Annotated in this window: 11 protein-coding genes and 2 pseudogenes; 5 read left to right on the forward strand and 8 right to left on the reverse strand. The window is 74.4% G+C overall.

What is annotated here, in order from left to right; genetic code table 11:
- Positions 1-26 precede the first annotated feature (26 nt).
- Both F8R89_RS03745 and F8R89_RS03750 read left to right on the forward strand, forming a co-directional pair.
- Positions 27-2438 carry a penicillin acylase family protein gene (locus tag F8R89_RS03745; RefSeq protein ID WP_151782597.1) on the forward strand — a complete coding sequence of 804 codons (2412 nt, stop codon included), beginning with the start codon at positions 27-29 and terminating at the stop codon, positions 2436-2438.
- 293 nt (positions 2439-2731) lie between these two features.
- Positions 2732-4477, forward strand: a complete 1746-nt coding sequence (locus F8R89_RS03750; protein ID WP_151787986.1) for a serine hydrolase domain-containing protein — start codon at positions 2732-2734, stop codon at positions 4475-4477.
- Between the two features lie 7 nt (positions 4478-4484).
- Here the strand turns inward: F8R89_RS03750 and F8R89_RS03755 are convergent.
- The 4 genes and pseudogenes from F8R89_RS03755 to F8R89_RS03770 form a co-directional block, all read right to left on the reverse strand.
- Positions 4485-6064 (reverse strand): annotated as a pseudogene (locus F8R89_RS03755) (phytoene desaturase family protein).
- 52 nt (positions 6065-6116) lie between these two features.
- A complete protein-coding gene (locus tag F8R89_RS03760) occupies positions 6117-8321 on the reverse strand; it encodes a serine/threonine-protein kinase (RefSeq protein WP_151782598.1) in 2205 nt (734 codons plus the stop codon).
- Between the two features lie 55 nt (positions 8322-8376).
- Positions 8377-9219, reverse strand: coding sequence for an oxygenase MpaB family protein (locus F8R89_RS03765; protein WP_151782599.1), 843 nt, complete (start codon positions 9217-9219; stop codon positions 8377-8379).
- A 137-nt stretch (positions 9220-9356) separates the two neighbouring features.
- Positions 9357-9740, reverse strand: a complete 384-nt coding sequence (locus F8R89_RS03770; protein ID WP_151782600.1) for a ferredoxin — start codon at positions 9738-9740, stop codon at positions 9357-9359.
- 82 nt (positions 9741-9822) lie between these two features.
- Here F8R89_RS03770 and F8R89_RS03775 point away from each other — a divergent pair, with 82 nt between their 5' ends.
- The 3 genes and pseudogenes from F8R89_RS03775 to ppk2 all read left to right on the forward strand — a co-directional run bounded on the left by F8R89_RS03775 (position 9823) and on the right by ppk2 (position 11550).
- Positions 9823-10179, forward strand: coding sequence for a DUF6479 family protein (locus F8R89_RS03775; protein WP_151782601.1), 357 nt, complete (start codon positions 9823-9825; stop codon positions 10177-10179).
- 71 nt (positions 10180-10250) lie between these two features.
- A complete protein-coding gene (locus F8R89_RS03780; protein ID WP_151782602.1) occupies positions 10251-10604 on the forward strand; it encodes a hypothetical protein in 354 nt (117 codons plus the stop codon).
- Positions 10605-10750: 146 nt separating this feature from the next.
- A pseudogene (gene ppk2, locus F8R89_RS03785) lies at positions 10751-11550 on the forward strand (polyphosphate kinase 2).
- Here the strand turns inward: ppk2 and F8R89_RS03790 are convergent.
- From F8R89_RS03790 to F8R89_RS03805, 4 genes are all read right to left on the reverse strand, one after another.
- Entirely contained in the window at positions 11547-12431 is an 885-nt protein-coding gene (locus tag F8R89_RS03790) for a universal stress protein (RefSeq protein ID WP_151782603.1), read from the reverse strand. The pseudogene ppk2 and the gene F8R89_RS03790 overlap by 4 nt on opposite strands.
- Before the next feature lie 106 nt (positions 12432-12537).
- Positions 12538-14907, reverse strand: coding sequence for a glycoside hydrolase family 65 protein (locus tag F8R89_RS03795; RefSeq protein WP_151787987.1), 2370 nt, complete (start codon positions 14905-14907; stop codon positions 12538-12540).
- A 23-nt stretch (positions 14908-14930) separates the two neighbouring features.
- Positions 14931-15692, reverse strand: coding sequence for an HAD family hydrolase (locus F8R89_RS03800; RefSeq protein WP_151782604.1), 762 nt, complete (start codon positions 15690-15692; stop codon positions 14931-14933).
- 250 nt (positions 15693-15942) lie between these two features.
- A complete protein-coding gene (locus F8R89_RS03805) occupies positions 15943-16683 on the reverse strand; it encodes an SDR family oxidoreductase (protein ID WP_151782605.1) in 741 nt (246 codons plus the stop codon).
- Positions 16684-16722: the final 39 nt, after the last annotated feature.

Below are 16722 nucleotides of genomic sequence, written 5' to 3' on the forward strand. Positions count from 1 at the left end.
TTCCCTCAACGACGTCGGGAGGCACGATGCGCACCACCCGTCTGAGACGACTGGCCGCCGCGGCCACCGTCCTGTTCACCGCCACCGCGGCCCTGCCGGCCGCCGCGGCCGAACGGCCGGGCCGTCACGACCATCCCTCGCACGGCGGCCTGTCGGCCGAGATCCGCTACACCGAGTACGGCATCCCCCATATCGTCGCCAGGGACTACAAGTCCCTCGGTTTCGGCACCGGTTGGGCGCAGGCCGCCGACCAGGTGTGCACCCTCGCCGACGGGTTCCTGACCGTGCGCGGCGAGCGCTCCCGGTTCCTCGGCCCGGACGCGGCGACCGACTTCTCGCTGTCGTCGGCGGGCACGAACCTCTCCAGCGACCTGTACTTCCGCGGGGTGCGCCAGACGCGGACGGTCGAGAAGCTGCTCGCGCGGCCCGCGCCGCTCGGGCCGAGCCGTCAGGTCTCCGATCTGCTGCGCGGTTTCGCCTCCGGGTACAACGCGTGGCTGAGGCAGAACCGTGTCACCGACCCGGCCTGCAAGGGTGCGGCCTGGGTGCGGCCCGTGACCACGCTGGACGTGGCCGCCCGCTTCTACGCCTTCGCGGTGCTCGGCGGCCAGGGCGGCTCCGTCGACGACATCACCTCGGCCCGGCCGCCCACCGGTGCCGCGGGCGCCGAGAGCGCCGCGCCGGACGCCGACGCCGTGATCCGTGCCGTGCGGCAGCGGACCGCCGACGCGGCCATGGGATCGAACGCGGTGGCCTTCCGCGGCGACACCACGGCGAACGGCCGCGGTCTGCTGCTGGGCAATCCGCACTACCCGTGGCAGGGCGGGCGCCGCTTCTGGCAGGCGCAGCAGACCATACCCGGTGAACTGGACGTCGCGGGCGGGTCGTTGCTGGGGTCGCCGACGATCTCCATCGGCTACAACGCGCATGTGGCGTGGAGCCACACCGTGTCGACGGGTGTGCCGTTCAGCCTGCACCAGCTCACGCTGGACCCGGCCGACCCGACCGTGTACCTCGTGGACGGCCGGCGTGAGCGGATGACGAAGCGGACCGTGACGGTGGCGGTCAAGGGCGCCGCCCCGGTGACCCGTACGCAGTGGTGGACCCGGTACGGCCCCGTCGTGGCGGACCCCACCGGGAATCCGCCGCTGCCGTGGACGGCGACGACGGCGTTCGCGCTCAACGACCCGAACGCCGCGAACATGCGCTTCGCCGACACCTCACTGGGCTTCAGCAAGGCCAGGAGCACGGCCGACGTGCTCAAGTCGCTGTCCCGGCACCAGGGTCTGCCGTGGGTGAACACCATCGCCGCGGACTCCTCGGGGCACTCGCTGTTCAGCCAGTCGCAGGTGCTGCCCCGGATCACCGACGAGCTGGCGGCGCGCTGCTCCACCCCGCTGGGCCAGGCGACCTACCCGGCGGCGGGCCTCGCGGTGCTCGACGGCTCGCGCGGTGACTGCGCGCTCGGCCGGGACGCCGACGCCGTCCAGCCGGGGACGTTCGGGCCGAAGCGTATGCCGACGCTGAAGGACGCGCCGTACGTGGAGAACTCCAACGACAGCGCCTGGCTCGCCAACGCGGACCGGCCGCTGACCGGGTACGAGCGGATCTTCGGCACGGTGGGCACCCAGCGTTCGCCGCGCACGCGCGGTGCCGTCGAGGACGTGGCGGCGATGGCGCGCAAGGGCTCGCTGACCGTACGGGACCTTCAGCGGCAGCAGTTCGCGAACCGGGTGCCCGCCGCGGATCTGGCGGCCGCCGACGTGGCGGAGGCGTGCGCCGCGCTGCCGGGCGGCACGGCGACGAGCGGCGACGGCACGGCGGTCGACGTGTCGGCGGCCTGCCGGGTGCTCGCGAAGTGGGACCGCACCATGGACACCGGCAGCCGTGGCGCCCTGCTGTTCGACCGGTTCTGGCGGAAGTTCAACGCCACGGTGCCGGCGGCGGAGCGGTGGAAGGTGCCGTTCTCGGCGGCGGACCCGGTGCGCACGCCGAACACCCTCAACACCGGTGCGCCCGGGTTCGCGAGGGCGCTCGCGGACACGGTGGCCGAGCTGAGGGGCGCCGGCATCGCGCTGGACTCCCGGCTGGGCGACCACCAGTTCGTCGTACGGAACGGGCAGCGCATCGCCATTCCCGGCGGCACCGAGCAGCTCGGGGTGTGGAACAAGGTCGAGCCCGTGTGGAATCCGGCGCAGGGCGGCTACACGGAGGTGACGACCGGCTCCAGCCACATCCAGGCGGTCGGCTGGGACGGCAGCCGCTGCCCGGTGGCGCGGACGCTGCTGACGTACGCGCAGTCGTCGAACCCGAAGTCGCCGCACTACAGCGACCAGACCCGGCTGTTCTCCGGTGAGAAGTGGGTGACGGCCAGGTTCTGCGAGAAGGACGTGCTGGCGTCTCCCGCGCTGCGGATCGTGCGGGTGCGCGAGCGCTGAGCGGTCACGGCCCCGCCGCGCGTCCTCGCCGGGCGCGGGGCGGGGCCGTGCCGTCTCACACGGGCCGGGCACGGCCCCGCCGGTACGGGTCGTACAACCGCCGTTCGCCGCATGGGGTCGGACGACGGACGGCCTTTCCCGATGCATCGGCAGATCATGTGCGAGTCATGGAATGGGCGCACACCGTTGACATGACCCCGTTCTGACAGGAAAGTTTCACCCGGCACGGCGATCACGAAAGATAGTTTCAGCCGGACGGTGGGAGGATCTCGGTGACGGACGACAACGCGGGCATGACACGACGTCAACTCGGCAGGGGCGTCATGGCCCTGGGCGGCGCCCTCGCGCTCGCCCCTCTCCCGGCCGTCCCCGCGGCCGCCGCGACCGGCCGCGCCGGCACCCTGCGGCACGGCTCCCCGGAGCGCGCCGGCCTCCTCTCCTCCGCGCTGCGCCGGCTCGTCACCGACGCCGAGGCGTTCCTCGGCCCCTCCCCGCAGCACCCTTGGTACGCGGGCGCGGTCCTGCTGGCCGGGCGCGGCGGCACGGTCGCCCTGCACGAGCCGATCGGCATGGCGGTGCGCTACCAGGCGTACGACGAGACGACCGACACCGGCGTGGAGTTCCCCGCCGACCAGCAGATACCGATGGCCGAGGACACAGTCTTCGACCTGGCCTCGGTCTCCAAGCTCTTCACCTCGATCCTCGCCGTCCAGCAGATCGAGCGCGGCAGGCTCGGCCTGGAGGCCACAGTCGCCTCCTACCTCCCGGACTTCGGGCGGGCCGGCAAGCAGGACATCACGATCCGTCAGCTCCTCACCCACACCTCGGGGTTCCGGGCCTGGATCCCGCTCTACAGCGCGCCCACCCACGAGGGGAGGCTCCAGCTCATCTGGGACGAGGCGCCGCTGAACCCGCCCGGCAGCACCTACCTCTACTCGGACCTGAACCTGATCTCCCTCCAGCTGGTCCTGGAGAAGATCACCGGGCGTGCCCTGGACACCCTGCTCCACGACGAGATCACCGGCCCGCTCGGGATGGAGCACACCCGCTACAACCCGCCCGCCTCCTGGAAGCCGCGGATCGCGGCGACCGAGGACGCCCGCACCCCCTGGTCCGGTCTGGACCGCGGGCTGGTGTGGGGCGAGGTGCACGACGAGAACGCCTTCAGCCTGGGCGGCGTCGCGGGCCACGCCGGGGTGTTCTCCACCGCCTGGGACCTCGCGGTCCTCGGCCGGACCCTGCTCAACGGCGGCTCCTACGGCCGGGCGCGCATCCTCACGCCGGACTCCGTGGAGCTGATGTTCACGGACTTCAACACCGCGTTCCCGGGGGACGAGCACGGGCTCGGCTTCGAGCTCTACCAGCACTGGTACATGGGCGCCATGGCCACCCCGCGCACGGCCGGCCACACCGGGTTCACGGGCACCTCGCTGGTCCTCGACCCGACGACCGACTCGTTCCTCGTCGTCCTCGGCAACTCCGTGCACCCGGTGCGTAGTTGGCGGTCGGGGTCGGCGCCCCGGGTGGCCGCGGGCAACAACATGGCGCGCGCGGTGCCGGTGCGCCCGGCGCACGGCCGTACCGCGTGGTTCTCGGGCATGGCCAGCGCCACGACCGCCACCCTCGCGCTCCCCGCGCTCGACACCGCGCGCGGCGCCGCACGGCTGACCTGTGCCGTGTGGTGGGACACCGAGCCGGCGGCGGACGTCCTCGCGCTGGAGGCGTCCACCGACGAGGGCGCCACCTGGGAGCCGCTGCCCTTCACGACCGCGCGCAAGGGCGACGGGGACGAGGAGCACCCGGCGGGCACGGCCACCGGGTGGTCGGGGCGGGCCTGGCACCGGCTGACCGCGCCGCTGCCCGCCGACCCCGCGCTGCGGGTGCGCTGGCGCTACACCACCGACCGGCTCTACGTGGGCCGGGGCGCGTACGTGGACGGGCTGCGGGTCGAGAGAGCCCACCGGGTCCTGTTCGACGAGTCGCGGCCCGCGGACGCCGCCCGGCTGACGGCCAACGGCTGGACGGCGTCCGCGGACTGACGCACCCTCACGAACCGTCGCCGGCCTCCAGCACGGCCATCGCCGCGTTGTGCCCCGGCACCCCGCTCACCCCTCCCCCGCGCACGGCGCCCGCCCCGCACAGCAGGACGTTCGCGTGGCGGGTCTCCACACCCCAGCGGCCGGTCGACTCGTCGGCGTACGGCCAGGACAGGTCCCGGTGGAAGATGTTGCCGCCGGGCAGGCGCAGGTCGCGTTCCAGGTCGAGGGGCGTCTTGGCCTCGATGCAGGGGCGTCCGTCGGCGTCGGTCGCCAGGCAGTCGGCGAGCGGTTCGGCGAGGTGGGCGTCCAGCTGGGCCAGCGTGGACTTCAGCAGGTCCTCGCGGACCGCGTCGTTGTCCCGCTCGAACAGCCGGGCGGGGGTGTGCAGGCCGAACAGGGTGAGCGTCTGGTAGCCCCGCTCGACGAGGTCGGGGCCGAGGATCGTCGGGTCCGTCAGCGAGTGGCAGTAGATCTCGGACGGCGGCGCGGTGGGGAGTTCCCCGCGGCGGCCTGGGCGTGGGCGGCGGCGAGCTGGCCGTAGCCCTCGGCGATGTGGAAGGTGCCGGAGAACGCCTCACGGGGGTCGACGGAGGTGTCGCGCAGCCGGGGCAGCCGCTTGAGCAGCATGTTGACCTTCAGCTGGGCGCCCTCGGCGGGCTCCGGGGCCGGGTCGCCGGTGAGGGCGGCCAGTTCCCGCGGGGAGGCGTTCACCAGGACGTGGCGGGCGGCGGCGACGCCCTCGCCGTCGGCGGTGCGGTAGGTGACCTCGGCGGTGCGCCCGTCGGTGTCGACGCGGACGGCCTCGTGGCCGGTGACCAGGTCCGCTCCGGCCGCGCGGGCCGCCTCGGCGAGGGCGTCGGTGAGCGCGCCCATGCCGCCGACGGGGACGTCCCAGTCGCCGGTGCCGCCGCCGATCACGTGGTAGAGGAAGCAGCGGTTCTGCTTCAGCGAGGGGTCGTGGGCGTCGGCGAACGTGCCGATCAGGGCGTCCGTGAGGACGACGCCCCGCACCAGGTCGTCGGTGAACCGTTCCTCGATGGCGACTCCGACCGGCTCCTCGAAAAGCATCCGCCAGGCGTCGTCGTCCGCTACCCGCCGGCGCAGCTCGTCCCGGCTCGGCAGGGGTTCGGTGAGGGTGGGGAACACACGCCGGGCGACCTCGCCGGTCAGGCCGTAGAAGCGCTGCCACGCCTCGTACTCGCGGTCGCCGCCGGTCAGCCGGGCGAACGCCTCCCGGGTGCGCTCCGGTCCGCCGCCGACCAGCAGCCCGGTCGGCCGTCCGTCCCGCTCCACCGGCGTGTACGAGGAGACGTCCCGCTTGCGGACCCGGAAGCTCAGCCCGAGATCCCGGACGATCTTGTCGGGCAGCAGGCTGACCAGGTACGAGTAGCGCGAGAGCCGGGCGTCCACCCCGGCGAAGGGGCGCGTGGACACGGCGGCCCCGCCCGTGGTCCCCAGCCGCTCCAGCACCAGCACGGACCGTCCGGCCCGGGCCAGATAGGCGGCGGCGACCAGGCCGTTGTGTCCCCCGCCGACGATCACGGCGTCGTAGGTGCGCTGTCCCGGGCGTGCGTCGTGTGCAGGCATGGTCCTTCGTAACACGGGGTGATCCACTGCGGCCAGAGCAGGGGCGCCCGGGTCAGCGGCCCTCGGCCACCCGCTGCCGCCGCAGCGCCACCCGGCGGTACAGCTCGGCCGCCTCGGCGGCGTGGCCGAGCTGGTCCAGGCAGTGGGCCTCGTCGGTGCGGCTGGCGAGGGTGTCGGGGTGACCGGCGCCCAGGACGCGTTCCCGGGCGGCGGCCACCCGGCGGTACTCGGACAGCGCGTCCGCCCAGCGGCCCAGCCAGCCGAGGCCCACGGCGACCTCGCGGCGGCTGACCAGGGTGTCCGGGTGGTCGGCGCCGAGGACGCGCTCGCGGATCGCGCACACGTCGCGGGCCTCGGCGAGCGCCTCCTCCCAGCGGCCCAGCCGGCCCAGGTTGACGCCGAGGCCGTGGCGGGCGCGCAGGGTCTCCGGGTGGGCGGGGCCGTGCACCCGGGTGCGGTCGTCGACGAGGGCGCGGTACAGCTGGAACGCCTCCGCGCCGCGGCCGAGCCGGCCGAGGCTGATGCCGACCTCGTAGCGGGCGGCGAGGGTGTCCGGGTGGTCCGGGCCGAGGACGTGGGCGCGGGCGTCGGCGACCTCGCGGTACGTCTGGAGCGCCTCCGTCCAGCGCCCCAACTGGCCCAGCGCGTAGGCGACCTCGTAGCGGGTGACCAGGGTGTCGGGGTGGTGCGGGCCGAGGACACGGGCGCGGGCGGCGGCCACCTCCTCGGCCATCCGGTGAGAGTCCTCGGGGCGGCCGAGTCTGCTGAGGTTGAACGCGAGGTTGTGGCGGCAGCGCAGGGTGTCGGGGTGGTCGGCGCCCATCGCGCGCTCCCGGTCGGCCAGGACGGACGTGTACACCTGGTGGGCGTCGACGTGCCGGCCCAACTGGCCCAGGACGTACGCCATCTCCTGGCGTGCGGCGAGCGTGTCGGGGTGGTCCGGGCCGAGCGCGAGGCTGCGGGAGCGGGCGACGTGCTTGTACTCGCGCAGCGCGTCGGCGGCACGGCCGGTCCGGCTGAGGGCGAAGGCGAGTTCGTAGCGGCTGGCGAGGGTGTCGGGGTGGTCGGGGCCGAGGAGGTGCTCGCGTTCGGCGGCCACCGCCCGGTGCGTCTCGCGGGCCTCCGTCCAGCGGCCGAGGCGGCCGAGGCTCAGCCCCGCGCCGTGCCGGCCGGCCAGGGCGGTGAGCGCGGCGGCCGTGGGAACGGGCTCGGCGCCGGACGGCCGGGGGACTGCGCCGGTGAGGCCGGCCGCGGCGTCGGGCGGTGTGCTGCGCGGTCCGGTGCCGGTGGCCTTGTGGCCGGTGGTCATGCCCCGGGTCCAGGACGGCAGGCGGGGGGCGCGGCCGGCGGGCCGCCCGGGCCCGGTCGCCGGCCGTGCGGTCACCACCGTGGGCACGTACGCGGGCGTGGTGCGGCCGAGGCTGATCCGGCGGCCCAGTTCGCGTCCGTCGTGCGGGCGTTCCTCGGGGCGTTTGGCGAGCAGGTCCAGGATGACCCGCTCCAAGTACTCGGGGAGGTCGGCGCGGTGGCCGCGCGGCGGCCGGGGCGGGGTGTCGCGGTGGCCGACGAGGACCGCCCAGGGGTCGTCGAGGTCGAACGGCGGGACGCCGGTGGCGATCTCGTACAGCACACAGCCCAGCGAGTACAGGTCGCTGCGCTGGTCGACCTCCTCTCCGCCGATCTGCTCCGGGGACATGTAGTGGGGGGTGCCCATCGCCACGTTCGTGCCGGTGAGCCGGGAGGTGAACCCGATGTCGTGGGCGAGGCGCGCTATGCCGAAGTCACAGATCTTCACGGTGCCGTCGGCCACGCGCATGATGTTCGCCGGCTTCAGGTCGCGGTGCACGATGCCCTGCTGATGGGTGTAGGCGAGGGCGGCGGCGACCTGCTCGGCGATGTCGACGACGTCGGCGACGGGCAGCGGGTGGTGCTTGTTGTCCTCCAGGAGCTGGCTGAGGTTGCGGCCCTCCAGCAGCTCCATCACCAGGAACAGCACCCCGTCGGACTCCCCGAAGTCATGGACGACGGTGACCCCGCGGTGCTGGAGCGCCGCCGCGACCCGGGCCTCCCTGCGGAACCGCTCCCGCAGGACCCGCATGAACGACGGGTCGTGGTGCGGCCCCAGCGGATTGAGGCACTTGACGGCGACCCGCCGGCCCAGTGACTCGTCCCATGCCTTCCAGACCTCGCCCATACCGCCCCGCCCGATCGGTTCGAGCAGCCGGTACCGGCCCTGGATCAGCCTGCTTTCCCCCATCTGCCGCGCTCGCCCCCCGTGTGGTCCGCCCTTCCGGCTCGTCCAGTATGGCGGGCTATCGTCCGAGTTTGTACGGCGCCGGGCGGGCGCCGGGGCCGAGCCGGTCCATGGCGCGCAGGATGTGTTTGGGCGGGAGTTGCCACCGCAGACGTGCGGGAACACAGCGCAGGGCGGTGCCCGTGGCACGCAACCGGCGGGTGACGACAGCGGGTTCCGGGGCCGGCCGTCCGTACAGGTCGTGGGCGTACGGCGGCAGAGCGGCGTACGCGAGCCGGGCCACGCGCCGCCACAGCACCTCGCGCGCCGGGACAAGAAGGGGGTGCGTCGGCGGACGGAGCAGGAAGTCGTCCACGACGCGGGCCTCGGGTCCGCAGGACAGCTTGGGCCGCACGGTCGCGAAGTACGCCGCCATCTCCGCCCGGTCACCGGGTACGACGTGGGGGTCCAGGCCCACCAGGCGGGCGCTGACCCGGTGTTCGGCGATGTACCGGTCGGCCTGCGCGTCGGTGAGCGGGAAGCCGGAGCGGCGGGCGACCTGGAGGTAGGAGTCGATCTCGGCGCAGTGCACCCACAGCAGCAGCGCGGGCTCGTCGACGCCGTACCGCTCGCCGGTGTCCGGGTCGGTGGCGCCGAGCATCCGGTGGATCCTGCGGACCCGGGCCCCGGCCTTCTCGGCGGCCTCGGTGGTGCCGTAGGTGGTGGTCCCGACGAAGTCGGCGGTGCGCCGCAGCCGGCCCCAGGCGTCCCGGCGGAAGTCGGAGTTCTGCAGGACCCCGCGCACCGCGCGCGGGTGCAGCGCCTGGAGGTAGAGGGCGCGGATGCCGGCGACCCACATCATGGGGTCGGCGTGCAGCTGCCAGGTGACCGAGTGCGGGGTGAAGAGCCCGGGATCGCCCATACCGGCAGGCTAACGCCGCACCCGTGGCAGCCCCAGCCCGATCCCGCCGGCGAGCGGTGGCCGCGGTCCGGCGGTGAGCGCCAGGAGCGGCGGGAACGCCGGCCGGTGCGGCCTCGTCGAAGAACGGGCGGCGGGACTCAGACGAGCAGCGCCATGAAGTCGGTGCAGGCCCGGGCGCACGCGCGGCAGGCCCGGGCGGTCTCCTCGGCCTCCGGGTGCCGCTCGAAGACGTGCGCGCTCTCCAGGCAGACCGTCCGGGTCCACTCCAGCTGCATGCGCAGCGTGTCCTCGGCGTCCGCGTCGAAGTGGCCCTGGTCGGACAGCATCCGGCAGGTCGCGTCGCAGACCTCGGCGCACAGGATGCCCTTGCGGCGCAGCAGTTCGTGGTCCTCGGCCCCGTCCGGGTCGACGAGGCTGGCGCGCAGGGCGCACGCCCGGGCGCAGTCCGTGCAGGCCTGCGCACAGGTGAAGCGGTCCTCCAGGAACCGGACGAGTTCTTGCTGCGATGCCGTCGATGTCACGGGGGCCGGGTAGCCCCGCCCGCGCGGCGTCAAACCCGCGCCCGGCCTGGTTCGCCGGGGGTTCCGGGGGTACCCGCGGGCCATGAACTTCGCATCGACGGACATCGCCGCAGAGGGCGCCCTGGGTGTCGGACTGGCCGTGGTCGGACTGATCCTCGTGGCGCTGCTCCTCGGCGCCTTCGCCCTGGGGGTGCGCTCCAAGCGCAGGGAACCGCCCCGCCCCCGCCCCGAGGAACAGCCCCGGCTGCCCGCGGACGGCCCGGTCCACGAGATCCGGGAGCACCGCGAGCCCGACGAGGTGCCGCGCAGTGACCAGCGCCTGACCCCGCACGAGATGCCGGGCGGCGGCAACGTCTCCTCCCGAGCCAGCTCCGACGAGGGGCGGCCCCGGTGGGACGAGGGCCACAGCGGCTCGTTCGGCAGCGGCGGCTCGGGCTGACGCCCGTCCCGCCGGCGCCGGCCACGGGTGCGCCGGGCGCGCGCCCGGTCCGTCCGACGGAAGTGAGCATCATGTCCGACCGGTCCCACCACGCACTGCCGTTGCCCGACTACGACCATCTGCCGCTCGGCGGTCTGCGGAGCCGCGTACGGTCGCTGACCGCCGGGGAGGTGGAGGAGCTGCTGGCGTACGAGCACGCCCACGGCGACCGTCTCCCGGTGACGGAACTGCTGGACGCCCGGCTGGACCAGCTGCACTCCGGTGCCGAGCCGACCTCGGGCGATCCGGGAGCCCTGCGCCCCGAGAGCGGCGGGCGCCGCACGGGCTCCCCGGTGTCGCCGGCGACCTCGCCGCAGCCCTTCGGCCCGCCGCCGCACGGTACCCCCGACCAGCGGGGCCGTCCGAAGGGCGACCGCACCGGATGAGGGTCGGCCGCACGGCGCGGATCCCGGGAACGCCCGGGGTCCGCGCCGTCGTCGCGCACCGCGGCGGGGGTCCCCGGCGTGCGCCGGGTGGGCCCGCTCAGTACGGTGCAGTTCGGGTGACCGGGATCGGGTAGTGGGGAGACGCCATGTCCGGCGACAACACGGGGAAGCTGCGGCGCAAGACGTACGAGAAGGAGCTGCTGCGGCTGCAGACGGAGCTGGTGAGGCTCCAGGAGTGGGTGCGGGCCGAGGGAGCCCGGCTGGTCGTGGTCTTCGAGGGCCGGGACGCGGCGGGCAAGGGCGGCACCATCAAGCGCGTCACGGAGCATCTCAACCCCGGGTCGCGGATCGCGGCGCTGCCCCGGCCGACCGAGCGGCAGCGCACCCAGTGGTACTTCCAGCGGTACGTCGAGCATCTGCCGGCGGCCGGTGAGATCGTGCTGTTCGACCGCAGCTGGTACAACCGCGCGGGCGTCGAGCACGTCATGGGGTTCTGCACCAAGCAGGAGTACGAGCTGTTCCTGCGGCAGTGCCCGCAGTTCGAGCGGATGCTGGTGGAGGACGGCATCCTGCTGCGCAAGTACTGGTTCTCGGTGAGCGACGAGGAGCAGCAGGAGCGGTTCCGGCGGCGTCTGGAGGACCCGCTGCGCCGCTGGAAGCTGTCCCCGATGGACCTGGAGTCGATCACCCGCTGGGAGGACTACTCGCGGGCGAAGGACGAGATGATGGTCCACACCGACATCACCGAGGCGCCCTGGTACGTCGTGGAGAGCGACGACAAGCGCCGGGCCCGGGTGAACATGATCGCCCACCTGCTGGACTCGGTGCCCTACGACGAGGTCCCCCGCCGGTGATCGAGCTGCCCGAGCGGCCGGAGTCGACCGGCTACCGGCGCCCGCCCCGCGAGCTGCGCACCTATGTCCCGGACCACGCGGCCGGACTCTAGAGCGGGCGGACGACGGCGACCGGGCACGGCGCGTGGTGGAGGACGGCCTGGCTGACCGAGCCCAGCAGCAGGCCGGTGAAGCCGCCCCGGCCGCGGGCGCCGACGACGAGGAGCCCGGCGTCCGCGCCCGCCTCGATGAGGGTGTGCCGGACCCGGCCGCGCACCAGCCGGCGCTCGGCCCGTACGTCCGGATAGAGGTCTCCCATGCCGCCGAGCGCCTCGGCGAGGACCCGTTCCTCCTCGTCGCGCAGCTGCCCCTCGTCGTACGTGACGAAGGGTGGGTCGGCCGGTGAGGCGTAGGCGCGCTCGGTCCGGTTGCTCCACACGTGCAGCGCCACCAGGTCCCTGCCGTGCCGGGACGCCTGCGAGAAGGCGAACTCGACGGCGCCGCGAGCGGCGGGCGAGCCGTCGACGCCGAGCAGGACCGGCCCGGCGGGGCGGGGGTCGCCGCGCACCACGAGGACCGGGCAGGAGGCGTGGGCGGCGAGCTGCCCGGCGGTGGACCCCACCATCAGGGCGCCGAAGCGGCTGAGGCCCCGGCTGCCGACGACGATCATGGACGCGGTGCGGGACTCGATCTCCAGCACCTCGACGGGGTCGCCGACGACGACCTCGTGGGCGGCCTCGACGCCGGGGGCCGCCGCGCGGGCGCGCTCCTCGGCCTCGCCGAGCGTGCCGTCGATGAGCTGGGGCACCCCGGCGGCCGAGGCGGGCTCCCAGGGGCGGCCGCCGGCCGGGATGCGCGCGGGCGGCCTGCCGAAGGCGTGCACCACGCGCAGGGCGACTCCGTGCGCGCGGGCCTCACGGGCGGCGGCCTCCACCGCCGTGAGGCTCGACGGCGACCCGTCCACACCCACCACCACCGGGCCGGCACCGTCCATGGTCGTCCCCTTTCCGGGCCGCTCCCCCGCCCTTCCAGGGTCGCCCCGCGGCCGGAGTCCCGCACGGCCCGGCCCGCCCCGGCCCGGCCCGCCCCGGCCCGGCGCGTCAGCCGGGGAGGACCAGCCGGGCCCGGTCGCCGGGCTCGACGGAGACCTCGCGGTCCGGCAGGCGGACGGTGATCGGGGAGATGTCGGAGGACGGCACCGCGATCTCCAGCAGGCCGCGCTCCAGCCGCAGCCGTACGCCCCAGTTGCCCTGGTAGAGCAGTGAGAAGCCGTACGAGGACAGCTCGGGCAGCGGTACCGGGTCCAGGCGCAGGGCGCCGTCGCGGGTCTCCAGGCCGGTCAGGCCGCGCTGGACGAGGTCGAGGGTGCCCGCCATGGCGCCCAGGTGGATGCCCTCGCCGGTGGTGCCGCCCTGCACGTCGGCGATATCGCCCTGGAGGGCCTCCTGCACGAACGTCCACGCCTCGCTGCGCCGGCACCGGGCGAGCACCCAGCCGTGCACGAGGCCGCTGAGCGTGGAGCCGTGACTGGTGCGGTGCAGGTAGTACTCGACGGTGCGCCGCCACACGCCCTCGTCCAGCCGGTGCCCCAGCCGCCGGAACAGCGCGCCCAGTTCGGACGGCGAGAACAGATAGCCGAGCATCAGGACGTCGGCCTGCTTGGACGCCTTGTAGCGGTTGACGGTGTCGCCCTCCGCCTCCAGGATCCGGTCGAGCCGCCGGATGTCGCCGTACCGCTGCCGGTAGCCGTGCCAGTCCAGTTCGGACAGCTCGCCGTAGCCCTCGAACTGGCTGATCACCCCGTCGTGGAAGGGGAGGTGCAGGGTGCGGGAGACCTCCTGCCAGCGTTCCAGCTCCCCGCCGTCCAGGGCGGTCCGCTCGACGAGTTCGCGGCGGCGCGGCTCGGGGAGGGTGTCCATGAGGTCGAGGGTGCGGGCGAGCACCCAGGCGGCGGTGACGTTCGTGTACGCGTTGTCGTCGAGTCCGGGGGTGTCGGCGTCCGGGTAGGCCTCGTGGTACTCGTCGGGCCCAACGACGCCCTTGATGCGGTGCCGGCCCAGGGCGTCGTCGTACTCGGCCTTGTCCGCCCAGAAACGCGCGATCTGGAGCAGCATCTCGGCGCCCTTGGTGTGCAGGAAGTCCGTGTCGCCGCTGGCCTCGCAGTACTGCCACACGTTGTACGCGATGGCCGAGCCGACGTGGTGCTGGAGCCAGGAGTGGTCGGGCAGCCAGCGCCCGGAGCGCGGGTTGAGGTGGAGCTGCTGGGTCTCCTCGCGTCCGTCGCTGCCGCTCTGCCACGGGTACATCGCGCCGCGCCGGCCGGCTCGGGCGGCGGTGGTGCAGGCCTGTTCGAGGCGCCGGTGGCGGTAGTGCAGCAGGGCGCGGGAGACCTCGGGGAAGTGCAGGTTGAGGTAGGGCAGGACGAACAGCTCGTCCCAGAAGACATGGCCGCGGTAGGCCTCGCCGTGCAGTCCGCGCGCGGGCACGCCGACGTCGAGGTCGGCGGTGTGCGGGGAGAGGGTCTGCAGGACGTGGAAGAGGTGCAGCCGCAGGATGCGGCCGGGTTCGCCGGGCACGTCGAGTTCGGCGCGGCGCCACAGCTGGCCCCAGGCGATCCGGTGGGTGCCGGTCAGCGCGTCGAATCCGGGGGCGCGGGCGACGCGGTCGACGGCGGCGTGCAGGGGGTCGCTGATGGCGGGGTCGTGGGAGGTGTGCAGGGCGACGGTCTTGTCGACGGTGGCGGGGCGGCCGGGCTTGAGGTCGAGCGTGACGCTCTGGACGATCCGGGAGGTCTCACGGCGGACCGTGACGGGGGCGCCGGCGGTCAGCCGGGCGGCGAGGCCGATCCGCACGTCGGACGTGCGGGTGCGGCAGCGCAGCCAGACCGTGTCCGGGGCGGAGGTGCCGGTGTGCACATGGGTGAGGTGGTGGCCGTCGAGGTCCCGGTAGCGCGGTACGCCCGCGTTGGTCACTCCTCCGTCCAGGGCCGCCTCCACCTCCAGCGGGCCGGTGAGACCGTCGGCCGTGAACTCGGTGCGCAGTGCGGCGACATGGGGGTCGGCCATGTGCACCAGACGCCGCTGACGTACCGTCAGGACGCTTCCGCCGCCGAGGCCGTAGCGGGTCAGCCGCTCCAGCACGCCGGTGGCCAGGTCGAGGCCCTGCCGGTGTTCCAGCACGTCCGTGGAGTCGGGGTCGATCCAGTCGCCCTCGGGCAGGCGGTAGCGCAGCGGAAGCCAGTTGGGGACGTTGACCATGTCCTCGTTCTCGACCCGGCGGCCGGAGACCTCCGAGGTGAGGCGGTTGTAGATGCCCGCCACATAGGTCCCCGGGTAGTGGACGTCGTCGGCGTCGCACTCGGGGAGCGCGCCCCGGGTGGCGAAGTAGCCGTTGCCGAGCGTGCACAGGGACTCCCGCAGCCGCTCGTCGGCGGCCTTGTACCCCTCGTACTCCCAGCTCCAGCCGTCCACCTCGGCGTCCTGGCCCGCGTCCGTCACGTCGGCTCTCCTCCCGCGCACAGTTCCCCGAGGTCGCGTACGACGATGTCGGCGCCGTGCCGCAGCAGGCGCGCGGCGGTGTCCTCGCCGGCCGCCCGGTCCACGCCGACGACGAGGGCGAAGCCGCCGCGCCGCCCCGCCTCGACGCCCGCGAGGGCGTCCTCGACGACGGCGGCCCGCCCGGCGGGGACGCCGAGCCGGCCGGCCGCCTCCAGGAACAGGTCGGGTTCGGGTTTGCCGGCGAGGCCGAGCCGGGCCGCCTCTCCGCCGTCCACGAGCGCGTCGAACAGGTCGAGCACCCCGGCCCGGCTCAGCAGTTCCCCGGCGTGCCGGGACGCGGAGGCGGCGGCACGGGGCACGCCCGCCGCCCGTAGCTCCCGCACCAGCCGGACGGTTCCCGGGTAGGCGTCGACGCCCTGTTCGCGGAGCCGGTCGGTGAACAGGCGTTCCTTGGCCGCGGCGACCTCTCGCACGGTCTCGGGCGTGGCGTCGACGCCGCGCGCGGCGAGGAAGGCGGCGGCCCCGTCGAGCCGGGACCTGCCGTCGACGTGGCGCAGATAGTCGTCCCGTGCGTCGAACGGGCGGCGCGCCGCGGGGTCGGCCGGCGGATGCGCGCGCAGGAAGTCGTCGAAGGCCACCTTCCAGGCGGCCGCGTGCACCTTGGCGGAGTCGGTGATCACCCCGTCGGTGTCGAAGACGACGGCGCCCACTCCGCGCAGGACCGGAGCGAGGGACCCCTCGGGGGCGGGGGCGGTCATGGCCGGTGCCCCGGACGGGTGAGGGGCGGTGCGGGGTGAGCCGCCGAAGGAGGTGGTGCCGGTGGGCCGTCCGGGTGGCGTCCTGCCGGGCCGGCGGCGCGGATCGTGAGGCGCACGGCCTCCTCACCTCCCTGTCACGGCGGTCCCGCGTCCGGCGGGGTCCGCTCATGGGTACCCGCCGATCGTCGTCCTCTCACGGCCGTGCCGCCCATGGGCCGAACGTCCTAGGTGCTGTCCCGGGACAGCACACCTAGGCGCCGGGCGCGGTGGGGTCGAGCAGGGACGGGCCGCCGCGCAGCTGCGGGTACAGTGCCTCGGTCCCCTGGGACAGCACGCCCCGCACGCGCCGGCTGACGTCGTCGGCGACCACCTCGTCCTGCCCGGCGTCGACGCCCTCCAGGGTCGCGCGGGCCACCACGGCGGGGTCGGCCTTCGGACCGGGCACGGCCGCGGCCATGTCGGTGGCGAGGTAGCTGACGTGCAGGGCGGTGACCTGGGTCCCCTGGTCGGCGAGGGCGAGCCGCAGGGCGTTGGTCACCGACCACTCGGCGGACTTCGCGGCGGCGTATCCGGCGCTGGGGACGATCGACACCCAGGACAGCACGGACAGGACGTTGACGAGGGCGCCGCCGCCGTTGCGGGCGAGGATGGGGGCGAAGGCGCGGCTCATGGCGAGCGTGCCGAGCACATGCGTCTCGAACTCCGTGCGGAACGAGTCGAGTTCCGTGGTGAGGACGTGTGCCCGGGTCGTGGAGCCGGCGTTGTTGATCAGGAGGGTGACGTCCCCGGCGAGGTCGGCGGCGGCGCGGACGGACTCGTGGTCGGTGATGTCCACGGCGACGGGTTCGGCCTCCGGCACGGTGACCCTCGCGGGATCGCGGGCCCCGGCGTAGACCTTGGCGGCTCCGGCGTCGAACAGCGCCCGGACGAACTGCTCCCCGAGCCCGCGGTTGGCCCCGGTGACGAACGCGACAGACCCTTCCACCTTCATGCGCGTACCTTCCCGGCAGGTGGTCCCGGGGGCCGGCGA

The sequence above is a fragment of the Streptomyces sp. SS1-1 genome (genome assembly GCF_008973465.1).
In the GTDB taxonomy this organism is placed as follows: domain Bacteria; phylum Actinomycetota; class Actinomycetes; order Streptomycetales; family Streptomycetaceae; genus Streptomyces.

Coding starts and splice junctions, on each gene's coding strand:
- F8R89_RS03745 (WP_151782597.1), top strand. CDS start 27: ATGCGCACCACCCGTCTGAGACGACTGGCCGCCGCGGCCACCGTCCTG.
- F8R89_RS03750 (WP_151787986.1), top strand. CDS start 2,732: ATGACACGACGTCAACTCGGCAGGGGCGTCATGGCCCTGGGCGGCGCC.
- F8R89_RS03760 (WP_151782598.1), bottom strand. CDS start 8,321: ATGGGGGAAAGCAGGCTGATCCAGGGCCGGTACCGGCTGCTCGAACCG.
- F8R89_RS03765 (WP_151782599.1), bottom strand. CDS start 9,219: ATGGGCGATCCCGGGCTCTTCACCCCGCACTCGGTCACCTGGCAGCTG.
- F8R89_RS03775 (WP_151782601.1), top strand. CDS start 9,823: ATGAACTTCGCATCGACGGACATCGCCGCAGAGGGCGCCCTGGGTGTC.
- F8R89_RS03780 (WP_151782602.1), top strand. CDS start 10,251: ATGTCCGACCGGTCCCACCACGCACTGCCGTTGCCCGACTACGACCAT.
- F8R89_RS03790 (WP_151782603.1), bottom strand. CDS start 12,431: ATGGACGGTGCCGGCCCGGTGGTGGTGGGTGTGGACGGGTCGCCGTCG.
- F8R89_RS03800 (WP_151782604.1), bottom strand. CDS start 15,692: ATGACCGCCCCCGCCCCCGAGGGGTCCCTCGCTCCGGTCCTGCGCGGA.
- F8R89_RS03805 (WP_151782605.1), bottom strand. CDS start 16,683: ATGAAGGTGGAAGGGTCTGTCGCGTTCGTCACCGGGGCCAACCGCGGG.